25 protein-coding genes and 4 tRNA genes are annotated in these 24,846 nt (G+C 62.4%); 17 read left to right on the forward strand and 12 right to left on the reverse strand.

Features of this window, described 5'->3' with window-relative positions:
• Positions 1-21: 21 nt before the first annotated feature.
• The 5 genes from KYG_RS18540 to KYG_RS18565 all read right to left on the reverse strand — a co-directional run bounded on the left by KYG_RS18540 (position 22) and on the right by KYG_RS18565 (position 4,272).
• Positions 22-855, reverse strand: a complete 834-nt coding sequence (locus KYG_RS18540; protein WP_008906467.1) for a DMT family transporter — start codon at positions 853-855, stop codon at positions 22-24.
• A 641-nt stretch (positions 856-1,496) separates the two neighbouring features.
• On the reverse strand, positions 1,497-2,204 hold the full coding sequence (locus KYG_RS18550) for an AraC family transcriptional regulator (protein WP_008906469.1): 708 nt from the start codon (positions 2,202-2,204) through the stop codon (positions 1,497-1,499).
• Between the two features lie 33 nt (positions 2,205-2,237).
• The gene (lipA, locus tag KYG_RS18555; RefSeq protein WP_008906470.1) at positions 2,238-3,218 is read right to left on the reverse strand and encodes a lipoyl synthase; all 981 of its coding nucleotides are present in this window, start codon (positions 3,216-3,218) and stop codon (positions 2,238-2,240) included.
• Between the two features lie 15 nt (positions 3,219-3,233).
• The gene (lipB, locus tag KYG_RS18560) at positions 3,234-3,929 is read right to left on the reverse strand and encodes a lipoyl(octanoyl) transferase LipB (RefSeq protein ID WP_008906471.1); all 696 of its coding nucleotides are present in this window, start codon (positions 3,927-3,929) and stop codon (positions 3,234-3,236) included.
• Positions 3,930-3,954: 25 nt separating this feature from the next.
• Positions 3,955-4,272 (reverse strand): YbeD family protein, encoded by a 318-nt coding sequence (locus tag KYG_RS18565; RefSeq protein WP_008906472.1) that lies wholly within the window; start codon positions 4,270-4,272, stop codon positions 3,955-3,957.
• 282 nt (positions 4,273-4,554) lie between these two features.
• On the opposite strand from KYG_RS18565, the gene KYG_RS18570 reads away from it, so the two are divergent.
• From KYG_RS18570 to KYG_RS18610, 9 genes are all read left to right on the forward strand, one after another.
• On the forward strand, positions 4,555-5,028 hold the full coding sequence (locus tag KYG_RS18570; RefSeq protein ID WP_008906473.1) for an ATP synthase subunit I: 474 nt from the start codon (positions 4,555-4,557) through the stop codon (positions 5,026-5,028).
• A gap of 19 nt (positions 5,029-5,047) precedes the next feature.
• Positions 5,048-5,926: a F0F1 ATP synthase subunit A gene (gene atpB / locus KYG_RS18575; protein ID WP_008906474.1), complete on the forward strand. Its 879-nt coding sequence runs from the start codon at positions 5,048-5,050 to the stop codon at positions 5,924-5,926.
• A gap of 54 nt (positions 5,927-5,980) precedes the next feature.
• Positions 5,981-6,250, forward strand: a complete 270-nt coding sequence (gene atpE / locus KYG_RS18580) for a F0F1 ATP synthase subunit C (protein ID WP_007847749.1) — start codon at positions 5,981-5,983, stop codon at positions 6,248-6,250.
• A 34-nt stretch (positions 6,251-6,284) separates the two neighbouring features.
• The gene (locus KYG_RS18585) at positions 6,285-6,755 is read left to right on the forward strand and encodes a F0F1 ATP synthase subunit B (RefSeq protein WP_007847746.1); all 471 of its coding nucleotides are present in this window, start codon (positions 6,285-6,287) and stop codon (positions 6,753-6,755) included.
• A gap of 10 nt (positions 6,756-6,765) precedes the next feature.
• A complete protein-coding gene (locus KYG_RS18590; protein WP_008906475.1) occupies positions 6,766-7,308 on the forward strand; it encodes a F0F1 ATP synthase subunit delta in 543 nt (180 codons plus the stop codon).
• A gap of 42 nt (positions 7,309-7,350) precedes the next feature.
• Positions 7,351-8,904, forward strand: a complete 1,554-nt coding sequence (gene atpA, locus KYG_RS18595) for a F0F1 ATP synthase subunit alpha (protein WP_008906476.1) — start codon at positions 7,351-7,353, stop codon at positions 8,902-8,904.
• A gap of 18 nt (positions 8,905-8,922) precedes the next feature.
• Entirely contained in the window at positions 8,923-9,789 is an 867-nt protein-coding gene (atpG, locus tag KYG_RS18600) for a F0F1 ATP synthase subunit gamma (protein ID WP_008906477.1), read from the forward strand.
• Between the two features lie 33 nt (positions 9,790-9,822).
• On the forward strand, positions 9,823-11,229 hold the full coding sequence (atpD, locus tag KYG_RS18605) for a F0F1 ATP synthase subunit beta (RefSeq protein ID WP_008906478.1): 1,407 nt from the start codon (positions 9,823-9,825) through the stop codon (positions 11,227-11,229).
• 75 nt (positions 11,230-11,304) lie between these two features.
• Positions 11,305-11,721, forward strand: a complete 417-nt coding sequence (locus tag KYG_RS18610) for a F0F1 ATP synthase subunit epsilon (RefSeq protein ID WP_008906479.1) — start codon at positions 11,305-11,307, stop codon at positions 11,719-11,721.
• A gap of 237 nt (positions 11,722-11,958) precedes the next feature.
• On the opposite strand, the gene KYG_RS18615 is transcribed toward KYG_RS18610, so the two are convergent.
• The 3 genes from KYG_RS18615 to KYG_RS18625 are packed head-to-tail and all read right to left on the reverse strand — an operon-like array spanning position 11,959 to position 14,062.
• Positions 11,959-12,501 carry a TPM domain-containing protein gene (locus KYG_RS18615; protein WP_008906480.1) on the reverse strand — a complete coding sequence of 181 codons (543 nt, stop codon included), beginning with the start codon at positions 12,499-12,501 and terminating at the stop codon, positions 11,959-11,961.
• Between the two features lie 2 nt (positions 12,502-12,503).
• A complete protein-coding gene (locus KYG_RS18620; protein ID WP_034695297.1) occupies positions 12,504-13,424 on the reverse strand; it encodes a YgcG family protein in 921 nt (306 codons plus the stop codon).
• A gap of 35 nt (positions 13,425-13,459) precedes the next feature.
• Positions 13,460-14,062, reverse strand: coding sequence for a LemA family protein (locus tag KYG_RS18625; RefSeq protein ID WP_008906482.1), 603 nt, complete (start codon positions 14,060-14,062; stop codon positions 13,460-13,462).
• A 225-nt stretch (positions 14,063-14,287) separates the two neighbouring features.
• On the opposite strand from KYG_RS18625, the gene KYG_RS18630 reads away from it, so the two are divergent.
• The 3 genes from KYG_RS18630 to KYG_RS18640 all read left to right on the forward strand — a co-directional run bounded on the left by KYG_RS18630 (position 14,288) and on the right by KYG_RS18640 (position 16,373).
• Positions 14,288-14,731 (forward strand): nuclear transport factor 2 family protein, encoded by a 444-nt coding sequence (locus KYG_RS18630; RefSeq protein WP_034695299.1) that lies wholly within the window; start codon positions 14,288-14,290, stop codon positions 14,729-14,731.
• Positions 14,732-14,794: 63 nt separating this feature from the next.
• On the forward strand, positions 14,795-15,847 hold the full coding sequence (locus KYG_RS18635; protein WP_034695301.1) for a YheT family hydrolase: 1,053 nt from the start codon (positions 14,795-14,797) through the stop codon (positions 15,845-15,847).
• Positions 15,840-16,373, forward strand: a complete 534-nt coding sequence (locus KYG_RS18640; protein WP_008906485.1) for a DUF2946 family protein — start codon at positions 15,840-15,842, stop codon at positions 16,371-16,373. The genes KYG_RS18635 and KYG_RS18640 overlap by 8 nt, the downstream gene beginning before the upstream one ends.
• A gap of 89 nt (positions 16,374-16,462) precedes the next feature.
• Here KYG_RS18640 and KYG_RS18645 read toward each other — a convergent pair whose 3' ends face one another.
• The 4 genes from KYG_RS18645 to KYG_RS18660 all read right to left on the reverse strand — a co-directional run bounded on the left by KYG_RS18645 (position 16,463) and on the right by KYG_RS18660 (position 23,329).
• On the reverse strand, positions 16,463-17,329 hold the full coding sequence (locus KYG_RS18645; RefSeq protein ID WP_008906486.1) for a cytochrome c5 family protein: 867 nt from the start codon (positions 17,327-17,329) through the stop codon (positions 16,463-16,465).
• A 160-nt stretch (positions 17,330-17,489) separates the two neighbouring features.
• On the reverse strand, positions 17,490-18,902 hold the full coding sequence (locus KYG_RS18650) for an efflux transporter outer membrane subunit (protein WP_008906487.1): 1,413 nt from the start codon (positions 18,900-18,902) through the stop codon (positions 17,490-17,492).
• Positions 18,895-22,050 carry an efflux RND transporter permease subunit gene (locus tag KYG_RS18655; RefSeq protein WP_008906488.1) on the reverse strand — a complete coding sequence of 1,052 codons (3,156 nt, stop codon included), beginning with the start codon at positions 22,048-22,050 and terminating at the stop codon, positions 18,895-18,897. The genes KYG_RS18650 and KYG_RS18655 overlap by 8 nt, the downstream gene beginning before the upstream one ends.
• 13 nt (positions 22,051-22,063) lie before the next feature.
• Positions 22,064-23,329 carry an efflux RND transporter periplasmic adaptor subunit gene (locus KYG_RS18660; RefSeq protein ID WP_034695306.1) on the reverse strand — a complete coding sequence of 422 codons (1,266 nt, stop codon included), beginning with the start codon at positions 23,327-23,329 and terminating at the stop codon, positions 22,064-22,066.
• A gap of 184 nt (positions 23,330-23,513) precedes the next feature.
• On the opposite strand from KYG_RS18660, the gene KYG_RS18665 reads away from it, so the two are divergent.
• The 5 genes from KYG_RS18665 to KYG_RS18685 all read left to right on the forward strand — a co-directional run bounded on the left by KYG_RS18665 (position 23,514) and on the right by KYG_RS18685 (position 24,771).
• The gene (locus KYG_RS18665) at positions 23,514-24,143 is read left to right on the forward strand and encodes a TetR family transcriptional regulator (protein ID WP_008906490.1); all 630 of its coding nucleotides are present in this window, start codon (positions 23,514-23,516) and stop codon (positions 24,141-24,143) included.
• A 109-nt stretch (positions 24,144-24,252) separates the two neighbouring features.
• Positions 24,253-24,328 (forward strand) — tRNA-Arg (locus KYG_RS18670).
• Positions 24,329-24,408: 80 nt separating this feature from the next.
• Positions 24,409-24,494 (forward strand) — tRNA-Tyr (locus KYG_RS18675).
• A gap of 67 nt (positions 24,495-24,561) precedes the next feature.
• A tRNA-Gly gene (locus KYG_RS18680) sits at positions 24,562-24,635 on the forward strand.
• A gap of 61 nt (positions 24,636-24,696) precedes the next feature.
• Positions 24,697-24,771 (forward strand) — tRNA-Thr (locus KYG_RS18685).
• Positions 24,772-24,846: the final 75 nt, after the last annotated feature.

The following is a 24,846-nucleotide window of genomic DNA, read 5'->3' on the forward strand; positions in this document are numbered from 1 at the left end:
AATTTGACCAAAATTCTTGGATCAACGCGCCCGCATTCCCATCACCGCGGCGCTGATGATCATCACCGTTGCCAGCCCAATGCTCCAGCTGAACGAGCGGCCGCTCACCACGATCAGCAGCGCGGTGGACGCCAGCGGTGTGATGTAGCTCAGGATGCCGATGTGCCGCGCGTCCCCCAGCTTTAGCGCCTTGTCCCACATAAAAAACGACGCCCCCAGCGGCCCCAGGCCCAGCACTGCGAGCAGTGCCCAGTCGCGCGGCTGCAGCGCCACGGCGGGCTCCAGCGCCACGTGGCACAGCAGCGACAGCACGCCCGACACCAGCCCGAACAGGCCGATGGCGGTGGTCGGAAAAGCCGCCACGCGCTTGGTCAGCAGCGAGTACGTGGCCCAGATGAACGCTGCGGCCAGTGCGGGCAGGTATCCCCAGGCCAGCGTGCCGCTCAGCTCGCGCCCGCCGACGATGGCAATCGCCGCCCCTGCAAAACCCAGCAGCGCCGCCAGCACGTGCGGCAAGCGCAGCGCCACGCCCGGCAGCACCACGGGTGCAAGCACCACGATGAACAGCGGCCACAGGTAGTTGACCAAATTGGCCTCCACCGGCGGCGCGTGGCGCAGCGCGATGAACAGCAGAAAGTGGTAGGCAAACAGGCCATACACACCCAGCGCCAGCGTGCGCAGCGGAATGCGCCACTGCGACGGATCACGCAGTACAAAAGGCCAGGCCGGCACGCTGCCGATGATGAGCGCGATGCCCGTGAGCAGGAACGGCGGAATGTGCGTGAGCGAGACGCCGAGCGACGCGAGGGAGGCCCACAGCGCGATAGCGCCCAGGGCGTACAGATTGGCTTGCATCTTGATGAGCTTAGACGTAGCAACCATCGCGTGGCGATGGGAAGTCGTCGCGCAATACCGATGAAGAGAGTTGTTGCGTGAGCTCCGGTAGGCGCCGCATGGAGACATGCGCAGTACGACTACCGCTGAACGCATTCGGCATCCACGAACTGCGTGTCTGTCCCGGTTGCCCTCCGAGGCCAGTTGGCGATTTTCCACCAGACCAAAGTCGACGTGCCGAACGTCACGAGAAGGAAGACGGAGAAACACGCCATGTAATACAGCTGGTCTCGCCACCCAAATGGGCGGCTCAGCACCATGAGGACTGCAAGACAGAGGCTTGTGGCTACGGCTATCGTCGCTAGTGATCGTGGCGTCAGCCGATTGAATCGCTGCAGGAGGGCCGCAATAGAGAAAGTGCCTGCCGAAAGCAGAACAAAAATTAGCGGCGATATCAAGATCAGGATCCCTGCACCCCGGATGGGCGCGTTGTCGGGGGTCCCGTCAGCGTTCATAAAAGGGGTTTGCACGGCGGGGAGGATGCAGAAGGCGGCAATGGACAAGAATGCGATCGCGGCCCCTAGCGAAGCGAAGAGCATTCGGCGCAATGTCAATGGGTGGTCAGGTTCGCCTGATCGGCTAGGCATCGTCAATACTCAATCTCAGGCATCGAAACGCCGCAGCGCTGCCGTAAGTGCCGAGGGCGAGCGGTATCCCGTGCGCCGCGCTACCTCGGCCACGGCCATGCCGGTAACGCGCAGCATCCGCGCTTGCGCAAGCCGCTGACTGCGCAACCAGGCCATGGCGCTTTGCCCTTGGTCCTCGCGGCAGCGGGCCGCAAACTGGCTGGGGCTCAGGTGCACCCGCGCCGCCAGGTCGGCCACGGTGAGGTCGCGGTGCCATTGTTGGGCGGCCCACTGCCTAAGTGCGGGCCAATCAATGGTCCGTCGGCGTTCAGTGTGGAGCTGTGGGATGTGTGGATGGGTGCCACCCAGGCAAGCCTCCAGCAGCAGTGCGGGGCCGTGGGTCTGGGCCAAGGGGCGGCCTTGTTGCAAGGCGCTGGCCAGGTAGTGCGCCAATGGCAGTGCATCGGCGGGAAGTGTGGTGGTGCGGCGCGGGTTAACGCACTGTGCCCAGTCGGGGTGTGCGCTGTCGAGCACCAGGCAAACGCTGCCGCGCGACGATTCAAAGTCGTGCCGATCTCCCGGTGCAATCACGCAGCCGCCGCCTGGTGCCACGCGAACGCCGCGCCCATCAACCTCCAGATCCAGCGCGCCAGAGAGGCCCAGCAGAATCTGGAAGTGGTCGTGGCTGTGGCTGCCCGGCGATGCGCCGTAGTGCCGCAAAGAGAGCGATTCCGCTGGACCCATGCACGTGCTCTGCGGTTTCGCCAGGCGCCTAGCCTACACGCCTGCCGCGTGCGCCTGCTGGTCGGCGTGGTAGCTGCTGCGCACCATGGCGCCCACGGCCGCGTGGCTGAAGCCCATCTTGTAGGCCTCTTCCTCGAACATCTTGAAGGTGTCGGGGTGCACGTAGCGGCGCACGGGCAGGTGGCTGTTGCTGGGCGACAGGTACTGGCCGATGGTCAGCATGTCGATGTTGTGTTCGCGCATGTCGCGCATCACCTGCAGGATCTCTTCGTCCGTCTCGCCCAGGCCGACCATGATGCCGCTCTTCGTGGGCACCTTGGGGTGCAGGGCCTTGAACTTTTTCAGCAGGTTCAGGCTGAACTGGTAGTCAGAGCCTGGGCGCGCTTCCTTGTACAGGCGGGGTGCGGTTTCCAGGTTGTGGTTCATCACGTCGGGTGGCGCGGCTTTCAGGATTTCGAGCGCACGGTCGTCGCGGCCCCGGAAGTCGGGCACCAGGATCTCGATCTGCGTAGCGGGCGACAACTCGCGGATGTTCTGGATGCATTCGACAAAGTGGCCGCTGCCGCCGTCGCGCAGGTCGTCACGGTCCACGCTGGTGATCACCACGTACTTGAGCTTGAGGGCGGCAATGGTCTTGGCCAGGTTCAGCGGCTCGTCCTTGTCCAGCGGGTCGGGGCGGCCGTGGCCCACGTCGCAGAAGGGGCAGCGCCGCGTGCACTTGTCGCCCATGATCATGAAGGTGGCTGTGCCTTTGCCAAAACATTCGCCGATGTTGGGGCAGGAGGCTTCTTCGCACACCGTGTGCAGCTTGTGCTCGCGCAGGATCTCCTTGATTTCGTAGAAGCGTGTGGTGGGGCTGCCCGCCTTCACGCGAATCCACTCAGGCTTCTTGAGCACTTCGCCTTGCTCGACCTTGATCGGAATGCGCGAGAGCTTGGCGGCCGCTTTTTGCTTGGCCAGCGGGTTGTAGGCTTCGACGGATTGCGCTTCGCGGACGACTTCAGGGGTGCTCATGGCGTGTAGACAGGTTCAGGGCGCCAAACGGATGCTGAGCTGCTGGCCCAGCACCTGCGCGGCTTCTTCCCAGGTGGTGTGGACCCCGATTGTAGAAAGGTCCACCGTCTGCAAACCTGCGTAACCGCAAGGGTTGATGCGGGCAAAGGGCTCCAGGTCCATCGCCACATTCAGCGCCACGCCGTGGTAGGTGCAGTGCCGGCTGACCTTGATGCCGAGCGCAGCGATCTTGCCCAGGCCTTCGAAGTCGGGGGTTGGCGGGGCGACACCCACCCGTTTCTGCGGGCGTTGGGGCAGCATGGCGTGGCTGTGCGGGTCATCAAGGCGCACATAGATGCCGGGGGCGCCGCCCACCCGGTGCCCGGTGATGCCAAAGTGCGCCAGCGTGCGGATCACGGCCTCTTCCACGCGGTACACATATTCCTTGACGAAATAGCCTGCACGTTGAAGGTTGATCAGTGGGTAAGCCACGACCTGACCGGGGCCGTGGAAGGTGACCTGCCCGCCCCGGTTGGTGGCCACCACGGGGATGTCGCCTGGGTTGAGCACGTGATCACTCTTGCCTGCGAGCCCCTGTGTGTACATCGGAGCGTGCTCACACACCCAGAGCACATCGGGTGTTTCGGGGTTGCGACTGGCCGTGAAGTCCTGCATGGCCTGCACGTTGGCGGCATAGTCCACGCGGCCCAGCATGTGAATGGCGATGGTCATGCAGAGAACCTGCGCGTGTCTGCGGTCAGAGCACCACTTTGACGAGGGGGTGCGACGACAGCGCCCGGTACAGCTCGTCGAGCTGCTCCCGGCTTGTTGCCGTGATGGTGATGGTTACTCCGAGGTAATTGCCAGCGCGGCTGTCGCGCAGTTCAATGGTGCTGGCGTCGAATGTGGGGTCGGCCTTGCGGGCCAGCTCCGTGATGGCGTGCACAAAGCCATCGACCTTGGCCCCCATCACTTTGATCGGAAATCTGGAGGGGTATTCGATCAGCGAGTCCTTGCGAGGATCGCCAGGTTGTGCATCAAGACCGTTGGCAGGAGGCGAAGGAGGTGTGGTCATGGTGAGGGGTTCTTTTGCTTCGATTTCAATAGCTGCAGGCGCTTTGCCATTGTGCGACAAGGCCCGGGCGGCGCGTCGATAACTGGTCCGTTTCTGCGCGGTGAAGCACGGCAATGCACATCGCTTTGCACCCCGAAACCCGTTGGCCCATCACCACAGGCGGGCGAGTCCTGGTGGCGGTTACATGACCCGTTTGCGGTTTTTTGTCGTTCGCCACGGGTTTTTACTTATAATTAGAGGCTTTGTGAAAGTTGCAGTCTGTAACGCGGGCGTCATTCAACAATGAAAACAATCGCGACAGAGACTGAAACTGAGGCTGAAGAATCTGACTTCAAGCCCCTGACGGCCCAAGAGGCTGATCAGTGGCGCAGTCGCAATCCCCCCGTCTCCGTGTGGAAGGTGGTGGCGGGTCAGGCGCTGGTCGGCCTGCTGGTGGCTCTTGGGGCCTGGGCGGTGGCGGGAAGTGTGCAGGCAGGCTGGTCTGCTGCGTATGGTGCGCTGTCCGTGGTGATTCCGGCAGCCTTGTTTGCCCGGGGTGTGCTGCGCCAGAAGGCGTCGATCAACCCGCGCGCTGCGATGGTGGGGTTCTTTGGCTGGGAGATTGCCAAGATCGTATTGACGGTTGCGCTGCTTGCGGCGGCACCCTGGGTGGTTCCCGGCCTGAGCTGGATCGCCCTGCTGGTGGGCTTGGTAGTCACGATGAAAACGTACTGGGTTGCGCTGTTGGTGCGGCCCGGTGTTCGAAAAACCGATTGATTTAGAGAAGAGTTGTCCGATGGCCGCAGAAGCGCACGCTCCGACTGCAAGTGAATACATCGTTCACCACCTGCAGCATCTTCAAAACGTCAAGCAGACCAAGATTGTTGACTTCACGGTCATCAATTACGACTCCATCATTATTGGTTTGGTTCTGGGTGTCATCACCCTGCTGATTCTCTGGTCGGCTGCCCGCAAGGCGACTTCCGGCGTTCCTGGCCGCTTCCAGGCTGCGGTGGAAATGCTGGTCGAGATGGTGGACAACCAGGCGAAGGCCAATATCCACAACGCTGAAAGCCGCAAGTTCATCGCCCCCCTGGGCCTGACGGTGTTCGTCTGGATCTTCCTGATGAACTTCATGGACATGATTCCCGTGGACCTGCTGCCCTCCATCTGGGCCCAGATTTACGGTGCTGCCGGCCATGATCCGCACGACGCCTACCTGCGCGTGGTGCCCACTGCTGACCTTTCCACCACTCTGGGTCTCGCATTTGCGGTCCTGATCCTGCGCTTCTGGTACAGCGTCAAGATCAAGGGCGCTGGCGGTTGGGCGCATGAGCTGGTTTCCGCGCCTTTCGGCACCAGCAAGAACCCCATCTTCGCCCTGATCCTGGGCGTGGTGAACGTGCTGATGCAGATCATTGAATATGTCGCCAACACCGTGTCGCATGGCATGCGGTTGTTCGGCAACATGTACGCCGGTGAACTGGTGTTCATGCTGATCGCCCTCATGGGTGGTGCGGCTGCACTGTCGCTGTCGGGTGTGCTGCTGCCTGTGGGCCACGTCATCGCTGGCACCATCTGGACGCTGTTCCACATTCTGGTGATCTCCCTGCAGGCATTCATCTTCATGATGCTCGCACTGATCTACCTCGGTCAGGCGCACAACGCGCACTAAGTTTCCCTTTCGTTTTTTCTTTCCTCAACTTTTCTTTTTTACTCAGGAGTCATCATGGAAAACATTCTCGGTCTCGTCGCTCTGGCTTGTGGTCTGATCGTTGGTCTGGGCGCTATCGGCGCTTCCATCGGTATCGCACTGATGGGTGGCAAGTTCCTCGAATCGTCGGCACGTCAGCCTGAGCTGATCAACGAACTGCAAACCAAGATGTTTATCTTGGCCGGTCTGATCGACGCTGCCTTCCTGATCGGTGTGGCTATCGCTCTGCTGTTCGCCTTCGCAAACCCCTTCGCTTCCACGTTCTTGGCCAACCTGCCCAAGTAAGTTCCGTTCAACGCCACTTTAGAAAGGTGTTGCCGTGAGTATCAACGCGACCCTGTTCATTCAGGCCATCGTCTTCCTGATCCTGGTGTGGTTCACGATGAAATTCGTGTGGCCCCCGATCGCCAAGGCGTTGGATGAACGAGCCCAGAAAATCGCCGAAGGCCTCGCTGCTGCCGACCGTGCCAAGTCCGAGCTGACCGCTGCCAACCAGCGCGTCGAGAAGGAATTGTCACAGGCGCGCAACGAAACGGCCTCGCGTCTTGCGGACGCCGACCGCCGTGCCCAGGCCATCATCGAAGAAGCCAAGGCACGCGCCACGGAAGAAGGCAACAAGATCGTTGCTTCCGCCCGTGCTGAAGCCGAGCAGCAAACGGTGCAAGCCCGCGAAGCCCTGCGCGAGCAGGTGGCCGCGCTGGCCGTCAAGGGCGCCGAGCAGATTCTCCGCAAGGAAGTCAACGCCGGCGTTCACGCTGATCTGCTGAACCGCCTGAAGACCGAGCTGTAAGGGGACACACATGGCTGAACTCGCCACCATTGCCCGCCCCTACGCCGATGCCCTGTTCAAGGCCGCTACTTCGGGTGCGGGCATGGACCTGGCCAGCACCGCTGACTGGGTCGATGAACTGGCGGCCATTGCCGCCAACCCCCAGTTGCGTCAGCTGGCGGACAACCCCAAGGTGACGGCAGACCAGGTGTTTGCCGTCTTCACGGGTGTTGCGCGTTCGGCGCTGTCCGATACGGCCAAGAATTTCCTGCGTACAGTCATCGACAACGGACGCATCAACGCGCTCCCGGAAGTGGCTTCGCAGTTTCGTGCCCTCGTGAATCGCCGCAACGGATCTTCGGATGCCGTGGTGTACAGCGCCTTCCCCATGGACAGTGCTGCACTGTCCGAGGTCGGCGCAGCGCTGGAAAAGCGCTTTGGCCGCAAGCTCAATCTCGCTGTCCAGCAGGACGAGTCACTGATTGGCGGCATTCGCGTAGTGGTGGGTGACGAGGTGCTGGACACTTCGGTCAAGGCCCGTCTTGAACAAATGAAAGCGGCCCTCACCGCCTAGTGCGCGGCGAGGACAGCGAACCAAAGAAAGAAGGAAAGAGTCATGCAACTCAATCCCGCAGAAATTTCTGAACTCATCAAGAGCCGCATCGAAGGTCTGGCCGCCAGCAGCGATATCCGCAACCAGGGTACCGTGGTGTCCGTGTCTGACGGTATCGTGCGTGTGCATGGCCTCTCGGATGTGATGCAGGGCGAAATGCTCGAGTTTCCCGCCACCAAGGACGGTCAGCCTTCCTACGGCCTCGCGCTGAACCTTGAGCGCGACTCCGTCGGCGCCGTGATTCTGGGCGAATACGAGCACATCTCCGAAGGCGACACCGTCAAGTGCACGGGCCGTATTCTGGAAGTGCCGGTCGGCCCCGAACTGATCGGCCGCGTGGTGAATGCCCTGGGCCAGCCTATCGACGGCAAGGGTCCTATCAACGCCAAGCTCACCGACGTGATCGAAAAGGTCGCTCCTGGTGTGATCGCCCGTAAATCGGTGGACCAGCCTCTGCAAACCGGCCTGAAGTCCATCGACTCGATGGTGCCCGTCGGCCGTGGCCAGCGCGAGCTGATCATTGGTGACCGCCAGACCGGCAAGACGGCCGTTGCCATCGACGCCATCATTGCCCAGAAGGGCCAGGGCGTTACCTGTATCTACGTCGCTATTGGTCAGAAGGCTTCTTCGATCAAGAACGTGGTGCGCGCTCTGGAACAAGCCGGTGCCATGGAGTACACGATCGTGGTGGCCGCATCGGCGTCCGAATCGGCCGCCATGCAGTACGTGTCGGCCTACTCGGGCTGCACGATGGGCGAGTACTTCCGCGACCGCGGTGAAGACGCCCTGATCGTGTATGACGACCTGTCCAAGCAAGCCGTTGCCTATCGCCAAGTTTCGCTGCTGCTCCGCCGCCCACCAGGCCGTGAAGCCTACCCTGGCGACGTGTTCTATCTCCACAGCCGCCTGCTCGAACGCGCAGCCCGCGTGAACGCCGACTACGTCGAAGCCTTCACCAAGGGTGAAGTCAAGGGCAAGACGGGTTCGCTGACGGCTCTGCCCATCATCGAAACGCAAGCCGGCGACGTGTCTGCCTTCGTTCCTACCAACGTGATTTCGATCACCGACGGTCAGATCTTCCTGGAAACCAGCCTGTTCAACGCCGGTATCCGCCCCGCCATCAACGCCGGTATCTCGGTGTCGCGCGTCGGTGGTGCTGCCCAGACCAAGCTGATCAAGAACCTCTCCGGTGGTATCCGTACCGACCTGGCCCAGTACCGTGAGCTGGCTGCGTTCGCGCAGTTCGCTTCCGATCTGGACGAAGCCACCCGCAAGCAGCTGGACCGCGGTGCCCGCGTGACCGAACTGCTCAAGCAGGCACAGTACAGCCCGCTGTCCATCTCGCTGATGGCTTCCACGCTGTTTGCTGTGAACAAGGGTTTCATGGACGACATCGATGTCAAGAAGGTTCTCGACTTCGAACACGGCCTGCACCAGTTCCTGAAGACCAGCCACGCCGCTTTGTTGGCCAAGCTGGAACAGGCCAAGGCCATGGACAAGGACGCAGAAGCCGAATTGACCGCAGCGATCGCAGCGTTCAAGAAGTCGTTCGCTTAAACCGGACGAGGAGCCATCATGGCAGCAGGCAAGGAAATACGCGGCAAGATCAAATCGGTGGAAAACACCAAGAAGATCACCAAAGCCATGGAAATGGTGGCTGCATCCAAAATGCGCAAGGCGCAGGACCGGATGCGGGCTGCCCGCCCGTACAGCGAGAAGATCCGCAACATTGCAGCCAATCTCGGTAAGGCCAACCCGGAGTACGTGCATCCGTTCATGAAGATGAACGATGCCAAAACCGCTGGCGTGATCGTCATCACCACGGACAAGGGTCTGTGCGGTGGCATGAACACCAACGTGTTGCGTGCCGTGACGACCAAGTTGCGTGAACTGCAAGGCGCGGGTGTTTCGACCGAAGCCGTGGCAATTGGCAACAAGGGCCTGGGTTTCCTGAACCGTGTGGGCGCCAAGGTGGTTTCGCACGTGACGGGCCTGGGAGACACGCCCCATCTGGACAAGCTGATCGGCCCCGTCAAGGTGCTGCTCGATGCCTACGCCGAAGGCAAGATCAACGCGGTGTACCTGTCGTATACCAAGTTCATCAACACCATGAAGCAGGAATCGGTGGTGGAGCAGCTGCTCCCCCTGTCGTCCGAGCAGATGGAGGCCGAAAAGACCGAACACGGCTGGGACTACATCTACGAGCCCGATGCGCAAAGCGTCATCGACGAGTTGCTGGTCCGTTACGTCGAGTCCCTGATCTATCAGGCGGTTGCGGAAAACATGGCGTCCGAGCAGTCGGCGCGCATGGTGGCCATGAAGGCTGCCACCGACAACGCCGGCAGCGTCATTGGCGAGTTGAAGCTGGTCTACAACAAGACGCGCCAGGCAGCGATCACGAAAGAACTTTCGGAAATCGTGGCTGGCGCCGCTGCTGTGTAAGCAGCTCAACAAACTACTTTATTGGAGCGAAAAATGGCTCAAGTGCAAGGCAAGATTGTTCAATGTATCGGCGCTGTGGTGGACGTTGAGTTCCCCCGCGACCAGATGCCCAAGATTTATGACGCCCTGAAGCTCGAAGGTTCGTCGCTGACGCTGGAAGTGCAACAGCAGCTGGGCGACGGCGTGGTGCGTACCATTGCTCTGGGCTCGTCCGACGGCCTGCGCCGCGGCATCATGGTGTCCAACACCGGCAACCCCATCACCGTGCCCGTGGGCAAGGCGACGCTGGGCCGCATCATGGACGTGCTGGGCACGCCCATCGACGAGCGTGGTCCGGTCAGCCAGGACCTGACGGCCTCCATCCACCGCAAGGCCCCTGCGTACGACGAACTGTCGCCTTCGCAAGAGCTGCTGGAAACCGGCATCAAGGTGATTGACCTGGTGTGCCCGTTCGCCAAGGGCGGCAAGGTGGGTCTGTTCGGTGGCGCCGGCGTGGGCAAGACTGTGAACATGATGGAGCTCATCAACAACATCGCCAAGGCCCACAGCGGTCTGTCGGTGTTCGCTGGTGTGGGCGAGCGTACCCGTGAAGGGAACGACTTCTACCATGAAATGGCCGATTCCGGCGTGGTGAACCTGGAGAAGCTCGAAGAGTCCAAGGTTGCCATGGTGTACGGCCAGATGAACGAGCCCCCAGGCAACCGTCTGCGCGTGGCCCTGACCGGTCTGACCATCGCCGAGTCGTTCCGCGACGAAGGCCGCGACGTGCTGTTCTTCGTGGACAACATCTACCGCTACACGCTGGCCGGTACCGAAGTGTCCGCTCTGCTGGGCCGCATGCCTTCCGCCGTGGGTTACCAGCCTACGCTGGCCGAAGAAATGGGCCGCCTGCAAGAGCGTATTACGTCCACCAAGGTCGGTTCGATCACCTCCATCCAGGCCGTGTACGTGCCAGCGGATGACTTGACCGACCCATCGCCTGCTACGACGTTCGCCCATTTGGACTCCACCGTGGTGTTGTCGCGTGACATCGCTTCGCTGGGTATCTACCCCGCCGTGGACCCGCTGGACTCCACCAGCCGTCAGCTGGACCCGAACGTGGTGGGCGAAGACCACTACAGCACGGCCCGCGCAGTGCAGGGCACGCTGCAGCGCTACAAGGAACTGCGCGACATCATCGCCATTCTGGGCATGGACGAACTGGCGCCTGAAGACAAGCTGGCCGTGGCCCGCGCGCGCAAGATCCAGCGTTTCCTGTCGCAGCCTTTCCACGTGGCCGAAGTGTTCACGGGCTCGCCAGGCAAGTACGTTCCGCTGTCGGAAACCATCCGTGGTTTCAAGATGATCGTGAACGGCGAATGCGATCACCTGCCAGAGCAAGCGTTCTACATGGTGGGCACCATTGACGAAGCCTTCGAAAAGGCCAAGAAGGTGGCCTGATGAGCCGTCGGCCGGGCAGCCCATGGCGGCTCGGCCTTCAGCAATCGAGCAACCCACCTTTTCTTAGGAGCAATGATGAACACCATCCTCGTTGACGTGGTCAGCGCCGAAGAGTCCATCTTCTCCGGTGAAGCGCGTTTTGTCGCTCTGCCCGGTGAAGCTGGCGAACTGGGCATTTACCCTCGCCACACCCCGCTGATCACCCGCATCAAGCCGGGCTCGGTGCGCATCGAAATGGCCGATGGCTCCGAAGAGTTTGTCTTCGTGGCCGGTGGCATTCTGGAAGTGCAGCCCAACCGCGTGACTGTGTTGTCCGATACCGCCATCCGTGGCAAGGATCTGGATGACGAGAAGGCCAACGCTGCAAAGGCTGCCGCCGAAGAAGCGCTCAAGAACGCCAAGAGCGATATTGATCTGGCCAAGGCACAGTCTGAGCTGGCAGTCATGGCCGCGCAGATTGCAGCGTTGCGCAAGTTCCGCCAGAAGAAGTAATACGGCTTCTTGCGAACGCGTACGAAAAACCCGGCAATGCCGGGTTTTTTGCTTTCCAGACGGGTTGCTTCAACCCGATAGTGTCTTTCCCACTGTGTTCATGGCTCCGTGGCTGATGGGCAGTCGCCGTTGTGTGGCGGGCCGTGAAACGTTGCTCGCATTGGCAGCCGCAGCTTCCGTTGTAGCGGCGTTGGCGCCAAAGAGGGCGGCTGGCGCGCCTTCAAGCGAGGGTGGCCCCTATCGCACGACGGGGGCATCCGGCAGTTCGTTCACGCCGGGGCCGTGCAACGTCCGTGGAAAGTGCCGGACGAGGCGTGAAGAAACGACTTCGATGGTGTTCTGCAACCCTTGTTCATACTCAGAGCGCCGAAAGTGCGCTGACATCTGTGCGATGAGCTGCTGCCATTCAGCGGGGGGTACATGCCGGGATACTCCACGGTCGGCCACGATCTCGATGGCGTGTTCGGGCATCAGCAGATAGATGAGCACGCCATTGTTGTGTTCGGTGTCCCACACGCGGTATTTGCTGAACAGCATGATGGCCCGTTCGCGCGCACTCGCCTGTCGCCGCAGGTAGCTCCAGGGCAGGCTGAGCTCTGCGACGATGCGGATCTGACCGGTGTGCAGTTGCTCGCTGGCGGTCACACGTTCGGCAAGGCGCTGCAGCGTTTCAGGGGGCAGGGCGCGGCGTGCGCTGTGTTCGGCCCAGCGATGGCGCACCAGGCGCGCGATGGCACGAGGCAGTGCCGTCACAGAAGGTGGGATGGCTTCAGGCTGCATGGTCACCAGTCTCCCGAGGCGCCGCCGCCCCCAAAATCACCGCCACCGCCGGAGCTGAAGCCTCCGCCGCTGCCACTGCCGCCCCAACCCCCGGCGCTTCCGCCCCAGCCGCCGGTGGAACTGCCGCCGCGTCCCCGAACCACGTTGGCGCCGGAACCCCCGAAGATCCACGTGTAAAACAGCGCCAGCACACCGACCCCGCCTGCCACGGGAAGGCTGGCGGTCACCAGATACGCAAGGAGGCCGACACCGCCGCCCATCAGCATGCCGCCCACGGGGGCGCCAAAAACTTTGCGAGCCACGGGGCCGATCACCATGACACCAAAGAACAGGAAGACTGCGAGATCCGACCAATCGAATCCGTCACCGGAGTTGCTGGCTGAATTCGCTCCAGTGTCTGCGAGGGTGGGGGTCGGAAGCGCCTCGCCGGCTATGCGTGCGGACAGTTGGGAGATGGCGGCGTCCAGCCCTCCGGCAAAGTCATTCTGCTGAAACCTTGGTTTCATGGCGCCGTCGATGATGCGTGCCGCTGCGATGTCGGGAATCGCACCTTCCAGCGCCTTGGCAACTTCAATGCGCATCTTGCGATCGTTCTTGGCCACCAGCACGATCACCCCGTCGCCGACGTCGCGACGGCCGATCTTCCAGGCATTGCCCACGCGATTGGCGAAGGAGGCAATGTCTTCCGGCGCCGTGGTGGGCACCATCAGCACCACCACCTGCGCACCCCGGGACTGCTCCAGCGCTTGCAGCCGCGCTTCCAGTGCGGCTTTGTCGGCGTCGCTCAGCGTGCCGGTGAGATCCACGACAGGGGAGGTGAGCGCCGGAACAGGTTGCAGCGCCCCGTCTGCACGCGCAAAAGGGAGTGCAAATGCTATAATAAATATAGCTATCAGCGCTTTTCTGACAAGCGCTAGCGGCATATTTTTCTCAAAACCGTGGGTTCAGTCAGCCCGCATCAAGGCTTGGGGCGGGACGCAGAGAAGTCCACGGTCGGGGGCGTGGCGATCTGGGCTTCGTTCGCAACGGCCAGGCTGGGCTTGGGGTCATAGCTGAAGACCATGGCCGTGAGGTTGGTGGGGAAACTGCGCGCGAGCACGTTGTATTCCTGAATGGTCTGGATGTAGCGGTTGCGGGCTACGGTAATACGGTTCTCGGTGCCCTCCAGCGTGACGCGCAGGTCGCGGAAACCCTGGTTGGCCTGCAACGTGGGGTACCGCTCGGAGACCGCCATCAGCCGCGACAGCGCGCCCGACAACTCCCCCTGTGCCTGCTGGAACTTGCTGAACGCTTCCGGATTGTTCAGGGTCTCCGGGGTCACCTGGATCGCGGTGGCCTTGGCTCGCGCCTCTATCACGCGGGTCAGGGTCTCCTGCTCGAAGTCCGCCTCGCCCTTGACGGTGGCGACAATGTTGGGAACCAGGTCGGCGCGCCGCTGGTACTGGTTGAGGACTTCGCTCCATGCGGCTTTGGATTGTTCGTCCAGCCGCTGGAAGTCGTTGTAGCCGCAGCCTGTCAGCGCGAGAGCGGCGGCCAGGACGGCAAGGATTCGTTGGATCATGGTAGGTTTGCCCTGCAGTTGGTAGCCCGGGGCCAATGACCGGGGCACCGGAACAATCCGGTGCCGGTCTTTGGCGGTGCGGTAGATTCTGCAACATCCTGGGGCTCCAGGGCCAGTGTCCGGATGCATGACGCGGCATTGGGTATGGCCCCACAATTGCCACCTCTGTGGCGCCCTCTGGCCGCCACGCCGATCTTCCAACGCCTTTGCTTCCCCACCACCACCATGCCCCGCTCCAGCGCCGCCACCTTATGGGGTTCCCCGGACGAAACAGAAGCCGCGTTCTATGAAGCGCTGCAGCTTGGCGACATTGAACTGCTGATGTCCTGCTGGGCCGAAGATGACGACATCCTGTGCATCCACCCGGGTGGGCCCCGGCTGCTGGGTGCAGGGGCCATTCGTACCGCCTTCGAGGCGATGTTCGCGCATGGCACCGTGCGCGCTCGGCCCCTGCAGGTCCACCGCGTGGTGGCGCTGACCAGCGCCGTACACAGTGTGGTCGAACAGGTGGAGGTGATGCTGCCCGACGGTCTGCACCAGGCCGTGGTGCTGGCTACCAACGTTTACCACAAGGCGCCCGAAGGCTGGCGCATGGTGGCGCACCACGCAAGCCCGGGCGGCGCGCCGGATGCCCAGGTGGTGGAAGCCCAGCGGCACGTCCTGCATTGATCGCATGCCAGTAGTTATGAGTATTTTTGGCCTGCAGCGCTTTATAGATAAGCGCCAGAAGCTATGAAATATATAGCGCCTCGATGGCTCCCCGGGGGGCAGATGCAGACGATCTGGCCGGCCCTGTATTCACGGCGTGTGTTTGGCCCACGCCCCGAATACCGGCGTGAGCGCTGGGACACGCCCGATGGCGACTTTGTGGACGTGGATTTTCTCCACGATGGCGCACTGCCTGCGCCACATGCGCCGTCCCCACGCCGCCGTCCTCTGCTGGTGGTGTTCCATGGCCTCGAAGGTTCATCGCGCAGCCACTATGGCGAAGCGTTTGCCGACCTGGCGCGCGAGCGGGGGTGGGCCTGCGCGCTGCCGCACTTTCGGGGTTGCAGCGGGGAGATCAACCGTGCGCCGCGCGCCTACCATTCGGGCGACCATGCCGAGATCGGCTGGATGCTGCAGCGGCTGCGCGCCGCGCATGACGGGCCGCTGATGGCCGTGGGCGTCTCGCTGGGGGGCAATGCACTGCTGCGCTGGGCCGCTGAAGTGGGCGAGGACGCCGCGCGCCATGCCGATGCAGTCGCTGCCGTGTGCTCGCCGATTGACCTGGCCGCTGGGGGCCATGCGATTGGGCGCGGATTCAACCGGCAGGTCTACACCCGCATGTTCATGCGAACGCTGGTGCCCAAGGCCCTGCGCAAACTGGCGCAGCATCCGGGGCTGTTCGACCGGCAGGCGCTGCTGGCGGCGCGCGATCTCTATGCTTTCGATAACGTGTTCACCGCGCCACTGCACGGGTTTCGGAACACCGAAGACTATTGGCAGCGTGCATCGGCCAAGCCCTTGCTGCACCGGATTCGTGTGCCCGCCTTGGTCGTTAATGCGCTCAACGACCCGTTTGTTCCGGCCTCCAGCCTTCCTTTGCCGCAGGAGGTCCGCAACCCGTTCGTGACGCTCTGGCAACCGGCACATGGCGGGCATGTGGGCTTTGCCCGTGGGCGCCTGCCCGGGCATGTGCGTGCGATGCCTGACGCCGTGGGCGAATGGCTGGCAGCCCACGCAGGGGCTGGGGCCATGACGCGGCTTGATATGCCGGTGGGTGCAGAATCACCCCATGGATGACATCGTCAAACAGGCGCTGGCCAAGTGGCCCAATGTGCCCGCCTGCTACGGCTGGCTGGGCCTGGATGCGCGGGGCCGCTGGTACCTGCGCGATGATTCGGCGCAGGCTGCAGGGCCCTTCCCGCTGAGCAAGGGATCACTGCTCCAGCATGAGAAGCTGATCGAGTTCATTGAACGCAACTACGAGCCCGACGCGCACGGCCAGTGGTTCTTTCAGAATGGCCCTCAGCGGGTGTACGTGGAGCTGGAAACCACGCCCTTCATCTGGCGCATACAGCCGGATTCCTCCGTGGTATCCCACACCGGTCGTGCAGCGGTGGTGCACAACTGCCTGGTGGGCGAGCAGGGCCGTGTCTACCTGGCCACGGATATGGGGTTTGGCCTTGTGCACACGCTGGATGTGGCACTGGCAGCACAAGCTGTTGAGGCAGGGCACTGGACGCCACAGCAGGTGCACGCGGCCGACCTGCCAGACCGGTTTGGCTATGCCATGAGCCCGCTGGACCGCAGCAAGACGGCCCCGTGACACCGGTAGCGCGCGCATAAAAAAACCGGTCTGCGACCGGTTTTTTTATGCCACCCCTGCCGTAGAACAGCACAGGGGGTTTGCAGACGTCATTTGACCGTTGCGGTCATGAACTCGACCGCTGCACGCAAATCGGCATCCGATGCCTGGGCGGCACCGCCACGGGGGGGCATGGCGCCCTTGCCATTGAGCACACTGTTGTAGAGAGCGTCCATGCCGCCCGCCATGCGGGTAGCCCAGGCGGCCTTGTCACCCAGCTTGGGGGCGCCCGCGACACCTGCAGCGTGGCACACCTGGCACGCCTGCTTGTACAGCGCCTCACCAGCGCCTGCACCAGCCACCGCGGCCGTGGGTGCGGCAGGTGCTGCAGCGGCTTCAGGTTGCGCCACCGATGCTGCGGCCACTGGAGCCGCCGCCGGGGCACTGGCTTCGGCAGGCGCTGCAGCCGTTCCCTCGGCGGCGGGGCCTGCGGGTTCTGCGAACTTGGCGCCAGCGGAGTTGGCCATGTAGGCCACTGCGCGGGCAATCTCGGTGTCATTGAAATCACCGCCACCCTGGGGAGCCATCGCCCCCTTGCCCTTCAGGGCGGACTGCACCAGTGCTTCAAAGCCTGTGGCAATGCGGGCAGACCATGCGGCTTCATCACCCAGCTTGGGAGCGCCGGCAGCGCCCGTGGCGTGGCAGGCGGCGCACTGTCCTTTGTAAGCTTCTTCCCCCGACCTGAGCGGACGGTTGGCATCACGGATTTCGACCATGCCGACCTTCTGGATGCGCTCGGCGATGGCTTTCTCGGGATTGGCGGCGCCCGCAGCGGGCTTGTCGGCCGACGTGACATACAGGACCAAGCCAATGATGGCAAAGACCGGAATCACAAACGAACCAAGTACCGCGATCAGCAACTGCTTGGGGTTCTTGATCGGGCCGGTATGGGCTTCTTCGTGGTGGTTGTCGCTCATGACGTCCTCTGGTGTAGCGGGGCTTTGATGAAATCAACCTTAAATTATATCTGCGGGTCTGCCCGCTCGGCCTGGGCTACCCGCTGCCGTCAACACACGCCCCAACGGGCACCCCCACATGTCGCACCTGCCTGGATGCAGGCACGGTGCGCAGTGGGCCTCAGGACGGTGCCCCCGCGGTTGCTGGGGGTGCTCCACCCCCCAGGGCCTTGTAGAGCGCCACCTGATTCTGCAGCTGTGCCAGCCGCACCTGCACGACGGCCTGTTGCGCCGCAAACAGCGAGCGCTGGGCATCCAGCAGATCCAGATAGCTGGACACGCCGTTGCGGTACCGCAGGTCGGCGAGCTGCAGTCTGGCGGCTTCCGCTTGCGCCTGCGCCTGCTGTGCCCGGGCCTGCTCGCCCAGTGTGGCCTGGCCCGCCAGCGCGTCGGACACCTCACGGAACGCTGTCTGTATGGCTTTCTCGTACTGGGCGACGGCAATGCTCCGGCCTGCTTGCGCACTCTCGAGGTTTGCCTGGTTGCGCCCCGCATCAAAGATGGGCAGCAGGAGTGACGGTGCAATCGTGAACCCCCACGACCCGCCCTTGAACAGGCCGGACAGCTCTCCGCTGGCACTGCCCGCCTGGGCGGTAAGCGCTATCCGCGGGAAAAATGCGGCACGTGCAGCACCAATGTTGGCGTTCGACGCAATGAGCTGCTGCTCCGCCTGGAGAATGTCCGGCCGGCGGTTCAGCAAGTCGGACGGCAACCCCGCAGGCAATTGCGCCATCGCGGGCGCAGTCGCGAGTCGGCTGCCCGCGAGACTGCCGCGAATGTCCTCGGGCAGCGATTGCCCCAGCAGCAATGCCAAGGCGTTTTCGTCCAGTGCGCGCTGCCGTTGTTGCTGGGCGAGCGTGGCACGCGCTGCCTCTGTCAGCGATTGGGCTTGGCGAAAATCGAGCTCGGAGGTAACTCCCGCATCCAGCCGCATCTTGGTCAGGCGTACCGACTCTTCGCGGGAAGCGAGGGTCTGGCGCGAGAGATCCAGCAACTCTTCATCGGCCAAGAGGTTCAGCCAGCCATTGGCCACGGCGGCAATCAGGCTCACCTGGACTGCATTGCGCCCTTGCTCCGTGGCGAGGTACTGGGCCAAGGCTTGTTCCTTGAGGCTGGCAATGCGGCCGAAGAAATCGATCTCCCATGAAGAGATGGCCAAACCCACGCTGAAAGCGTTGGTCAGGTCCCCCGTGCCGGCGGCGGGTGCCCGGGAGGCATTCGCAGCCAGGCCAACGCCGGGATACAGGTCGGCACGGCGCACCTGAAATGCTGCGCGTGCCTGCTCGATGTTGAGCACGGCGACACGCAGATCACGGTTGTTGGCGAGGGCTAACTCGATCAAATGCTGCAGCCGGGGTTCGGCAAAGTAGTTCTGCCAGGGCACGGCCGCTGTGGCCACATCTTGTGCCATCGCTGCCGTGCTTGCATAGGTGGCGGGAACCGGGGCTTCGGGGCGCTCATATGTGGGGATGAAGGAGCAGCCCGCCAGCAGCGCAGCGGCTGCCAGTGCGATGGGTGCGCTGCGCTTAGTCATGGGTTCCAACTCCTGCTGCCTCTGCATGGCGGCGATTCATTTCCTGCTGGCGTGCGCTGCCTTTGAACAGGCCGCGCACCAATACGAAGAACACGGGCACAAAGAACACGGCAAGCGCCGTACCGGTGATCATGCCTCCCAGCACGCCGGTGCCGATGGCACGCTGGCTGGCCGAGCCTGCGCCCGAAGCAATGGCCAGTGGCACCACGCCCAGCCCGAAAGCCATGGAGGTCATGATGATGGGGCGAAAGCGCAGGTGTGCGGCGGTCAGGGCCGACTCGATCAATCCCTTGCCTTGCGCCTGCAGATCCTTCGCAAACTCGATGATCAGAATGGCGTTCTTGGCGGACAGCCCGATGATGGTGATCAGCCCCACCTGGAAGTACACGTCGTTCGAGTAGCCGCGTAGCAAGGTGGCCAGCAGAACGCCCAGCACACCGAGCGGTACGACCAGAATCACAGCCAGGGGGATCGACCAGCTTTCATACAACGCTGCCAGGCACAGGAACACCGCCAGGATGGCAAAGCTGTACAGGATGAGCGACTGCGAGCCTGCAAGTTTTTCCTCGCGCGACTGACCCGTCCATTCGTAGCCAAAACCGGCGGGCAATTGCGCGGCCAGTTTTTCCATTTCGGCCATCGCAGCGCCCGTGCTCATGCCGGGTGCGGGCGAGCCAGAGATGCGCATGGCGGGATAACCGTTGTAGCGCACCGTTTGCTGCGCGCCGTTGACCCAGCGCGTGGTGGCGAAGGCCGATAGCGGCACCAGCTTGCCCTGGCGATTGGTGGCATGGATTTGCAGCAAGTCATCAGGCTGCATGCGCGCGGGCGCGTCGGCCTGGATCACCACACGCTGCAGGCGGCCCTGGTTCGGGAAGTCGTTCACGTAGGTCGATCCCAGTGCCGACGACAGGGACGAGTTGATCGCATCGAACGGCACACCCAGGGCGTTGGCCTTGTCGCGGTCGATGTCGATCTGCAGTTGCGGCGCGTCTTCCAGGCCATCAGGGCGCACCTGGGCCAGCACCTTGCTCTGCGCGGCCATGCCCAGCAACTGGTTGCGGGCATTGACGAGCGCCTGGTGCCCCGCGCCGCTGCGGTCCTGCAGGCGGAAGGTGAACCCGCTGGCGCTGCCCAGTTCGGGGATGGGCGGTGGGCTGAGCGGAAAGATGAAGGCATCACGTATGCCCATCAGTCCTCCGAAGGCGCGGTTCGCCAGGTCCTGGGCCGACTGGCCCGGGCCCGCGCGTTCCTTCCAGTCCTTGAGTGTCACGAATGCCAGCGCGGCGTTCTGGCCCTGGCCAGAGAAGCTGAAGCCCAGCACCCCCACCATGCTCTGCACTTCAGGCTGCTTGAGAATGAACTCTTCCACCTGCTGCATCACATCCAGTGTGCGCTCCTGTGTCGCACCGGGCGGCAATTGCACGTTGACGATGATGTTGCCCTGGTCTTCCCCCGGCAGGAACGATGTGGGCAGGCGCATGTAGACCACTACGACAGCACCAATGATGGCTGCATAGATGATGAGGTAGCGTGCCGCACGCTTGAGAATGCGGGCTACCAGTCCTTCGTAGCCCTTGGCAGTGCGCGAGAAGCCACGGTTGAACCAGCCAAAGAACCCCCGTTTTTCATGGTGGTGACCGGCTTCAACGGGTTTGAGCAGTGTGGCACACAGTGCAGGCGTCAGCGACAGCGCCATGAAGGCGGAGAAGCCGATCGACGCCACCATCACCGCCGAGAACTGGCGGTAGATGTTGCCCGTGGATCCGGCAAAAAAAGCCAGCGGAACAAATACCGAGATCAGCACCACGGTCACGCCAATGATGGCTCCCGAGATCTGGCGCATCGCCTTGCGGGTGGCCTCCAGTGGCGGAAGGCCTTCCTCGCTCATGATGCGTTCGACGTTTTCCACCACCACAATCGCATCGTCCACCACGATGCCGATCACCAGCACCATGCCGAACATGGTCAGCACATTGATCGAGAAGCCAAGCGCCAGCAGCGTGGCGAACGTGCCCAGCAGTGCAATCGGAACAACAATGGTAGGGATGATGGTGTAGCGCCAGTTCTGCAGGAACAGGAACATGACCAGGAATACCAGGCCAACGGCTTCCAGCAGCGTGATGGCCACCTGCGTGATGGAAATATCGATGAAGCGCGAGCTGTCATACGGGATGCTCCAGGTCGTGCCTTCTGGGAAGTAGCGCGATAGCTCGTCCATCTTGGCGCGCACAGCCTTCGCGGCTTCCAGCGCATTGCCGCTGGGCGACAGCTGGACGCCGATACCCACGGCGGGCTTTCCGTTCAGGCGCGCCGTGGTGGCGTAGGCCTGGCCACCAAGTTCCACGCGCGCGACGTCCTTGATGCGCACTGTGGATCCATCAGTATTGGCGCGCAACACGATGTTGCCGAACTGCTCGACGCTCGACAGTTGGCCGTTGACGACCACTGTGGCGGCGATGCCCTGGCCCGCCACATTGGGCAGGTCGCCGATCGTGCCGCTGGCTACCTGGGCGTTCTGCGCGCGGATGGCCGCCGTGATTTCGGCGGCGGACAGGTTGAAGCTGACCATCTTGGCAGGGTCGATCCAGATGCGCATGGCGCGCTCGGTACCGAAAAGCTGCGCCTGGCCGATGCCGTTGACGCGTTGCAATTCGGGCACGATGTTGCGCGATGCGTAGTCCCCCAGTGCCACCGTGTCCATTTCGGGATTGGTGGACGAAAGCATCGTGAACAACAGGAAATTGGAGCGCGATTTGTCGACCCGTACGCCCTGCTGCGTCACGGCAGACGGCAGGCGCGGCGAGGCCCGCGACAACCGGTTCTGAACATCCACCTGGGCCAGATCGGCGTTCGTGCCCGGCTGGAAACTGAGCGTGATGCTGCCGGAGCCGTCTGCCTGCGCGACCGATTCCATATAGAGCAAACCGGGCGAGCCGTTCATCTCGCGCTCGATGACGGACAACACGCTGTCTTCCAGCGTCTGTGCAGATGCCCCAGGGTAGGCTGCATTGATGACGATGGCGGGTGGTGCCACCGGAGGGTACTGGGCAATCGGCAACTGGGTAATTGCCACGGCGCCCATCACCATGATGAACAAAGCGATCACCCACGCGAAGATCGGACGGTCAATAAAAAACTTGGCCATGGTTGGTCGCCCCTTATGGCTTGGAAGCCGCTGCGGTGGGGCTGGGCGCTGTTACAGCAGGCGCAGCTGCCGTACCGGGTGCCTGCCACGGGACGGGTTTTACAGGTGTTCCGGGTGGCAGCATCTGCAGCTTCTGAAAGCCATCCACCATGACTTTCTCTCCGGCCTTGAGCCCGTCGAGAACGACCCAGCGGTTGTTCTGCGCCGCGCTGATCTTGATCGCCCGCTGGGACACCTTGCCATCGTCTCCCACCACACTGACGGTGTCGCCCTGCTGGGTCCGTGTCACGGCCTGCTGGGGGAGACTGATGGCATTGCTGGCTTGCGCCTGTTCAAGGCGCACCCGCAGGTACAGACCAGGCAGCAGTTCCCCTTTCGGGTTGGGCACTTCGGCGCGCAGTGTGACTTGGCCTGTGGTGGAGTCCACCGACAGATCGGTGAACAGCAGTTTCCCGGGCTGTTCGTACTCCGTGCCGTCACCCATGACGAGCTTGACACTGGCAGCGTTGCCGTCGCCAGTGCGCTTGAATTGCCCGCTTTCCACGGCACGGCGCAACCGATATACGTCGCTTGCGGACTGGGTGAAGTTCACGTAAACAGGGTTGATTTGCTGCACGACAGCCAGAGGTGTTGCCTCGCCTTGACCCACCAGTGCGCCTTCGGTCACCAGTGCCCGGCCAATGCGGCCGGAGATTGGTGACGTCACGCTGGCGTAGCCGAGGTTGATATCTGCCGTGCGCACCGCAGCTTTCGCTGAGGCGACGTCAGCCAGTGCCTGCTTCTCAGCTGCCTCCGCATTTACGAATTCCTGTTTGCTGATGGCGTTGGCACCCACCAGCGGCCGATAGCGCTCCACCAGCGCGCTTGCCTGGGCCAGGTTGGCCTGGGCCTTCGCGAGGCTTGCCCGGGCGCTTTCGGCCGCTGCGGCGTAGGGCGCAGGATCGATACGGAACAGGGGCTGGCCCGCCTTCACATCGCTTCCTTCTTTGAAGAGCCGCTGCTGCAGGATGCCCGCTGCTCGCGCGCGCACCTCGGCAATTCGGGAGGCTTCAATGCGTCCTGGCAATTCGGTCACGAGCCCTATATCACCGGGCGTAGCAGTTACGACGCCCACCTCGACCGGCGGCATTTGGGCGCTGTTTCCAGGGGCTGGTTCGCCGGATTTGCCGCAAGCCGTCAAAAGCATCGTGGTCGTGAGAATGGCCAGTGCGGTGCGTGTCTTCTGCTTGGACAGGCTCAAAGGCGAGGTGGTGGTGCATGCGGCACGCATTTTTGGCATGGGAGACCTTTTGATGGGCATCAAAGAAGTGGGGGGCAGAAGCGGAGGGCGAATGTAGCGTTTCATCGCCGTCGGCAACCGTGGAAGCTGGTCTGAAATTATACATACAATCATGAATGTATAATTGCTACCAAGACCTTGCTGCGGAACGTCGGCGGTCGGGTTCAATGAGACAAGGAACGCTATGGCGCGTAAAACAAAAGAAGAGGCGATTGCAACGCGCAATGGGTTGATTGATGCTGCGGAATGTGTTTTTCTTGAGAAGGGCGTCTCGCGCGCATCGTTGAGTGACATCGCGCATGCTGCTGGAGCGACTCGTGGGGCCATCTACGGGCACTTCAAGGACAAGGTTGACCTGTTCAAGGCCATGATGGAGCGGGGAACCTTGCCGTTGGAGCAGGGGTACAGGGAGATTGAGTGCAGCACCTGCGCGGATCCCGTGCAGCGTTTGCGGGCGATGATGGCGTTGGTGCTGCGGACCGTGGCGTCTGATGAGCGCACACGGCGAGTTTTCGAAATTGCTTTGTACAGGGTGGAGTACGTGACGGATCTCGCAGGCGTGCGGGAGCGGCATGTAACAGCTTCTGAAGCCTTTACGCGGCAGTTGTCGCGGGATTTTGAGAACGCCGCGCAGTTACAGGGCATTGTCTTGCCGATGACGCCCATGGAGGCTGCGGTCGGCCTGCATGCGTTGTTCAATGGGTTGATGCAGAACTGGATATTGAATGAAGGTGCGTTTGATCTGGTGCGCGTCGGGCGCGTCAGCACGGATGCGTATCTGCTGGGACTTGGCTTGTCGCTACCGGCGGGTTGAGCGGGGTGGCGGCGCGCGGTGGGACGAATTGTGTGGCGAATGCAGGATCTTCCGGTTGGGGGTGGCCTGCTGACGTGCAATAATCGAAGTCTGCGCTGACGCGCGGTGTGCGGCTGTAGCTCAGTGGATAGAGTATTGGCCTCCGAAGCCAAGGGTCGTGGGTTCGATCCCCGCCAGCCGCACCATCCAGCCTCGTTGAAATTTGCCTGAGCTGCGCGTTCTTTGTTTCACTCGGCCAAAAGAATGCTATAATTCGAAATTCTCCGGAGGGGTGCCCGAGTGGCTAAAGGGGGCAGACTGTAAATCTGTTGGCTTACGCCTACACTGGTTCGAATCCAGTCCCCTCCACCAGTTGAAAGCAGAGCAGAGCAGAGCTGAGGTTTGACGCGCAAGCGCCGCAAATTGGTGCGAGGCTAGTGCGGGAGTAGTTCAATGGTAGAACCCTAGCCTTCCAAGCTAATGACGCGGGTTCGATTCCCGTCTCCCGCTCCATTGCTTGTTGGGCTGGTTGGTGAGATAGAAATTTTGATGTTGCGTGAAGCGGCGTCAAGTTGCCCATGTGGCTCAGTGGTAGAGCACTCCCTTGGTAAGGGAGAGGTCGCGGGTCCGATTCCCGCCATGGGCACCACGTTCAGGTGCGTCCGATTCTGGTAGCGCCGAGATCCAGTTGTTTTGGTATTGATTTTTTTCGGAGTCGGAAAAA

The organism is Acidovorax sp. NO-1 (assembly GCF_000238595.1).
In the GTDB taxonomy this organism is placed as follows: Bacteria; Pseudomonadota; Gammaproteobacteria; order Burkholderiales; family Burkholderiaceae_C; genus Acidovorax.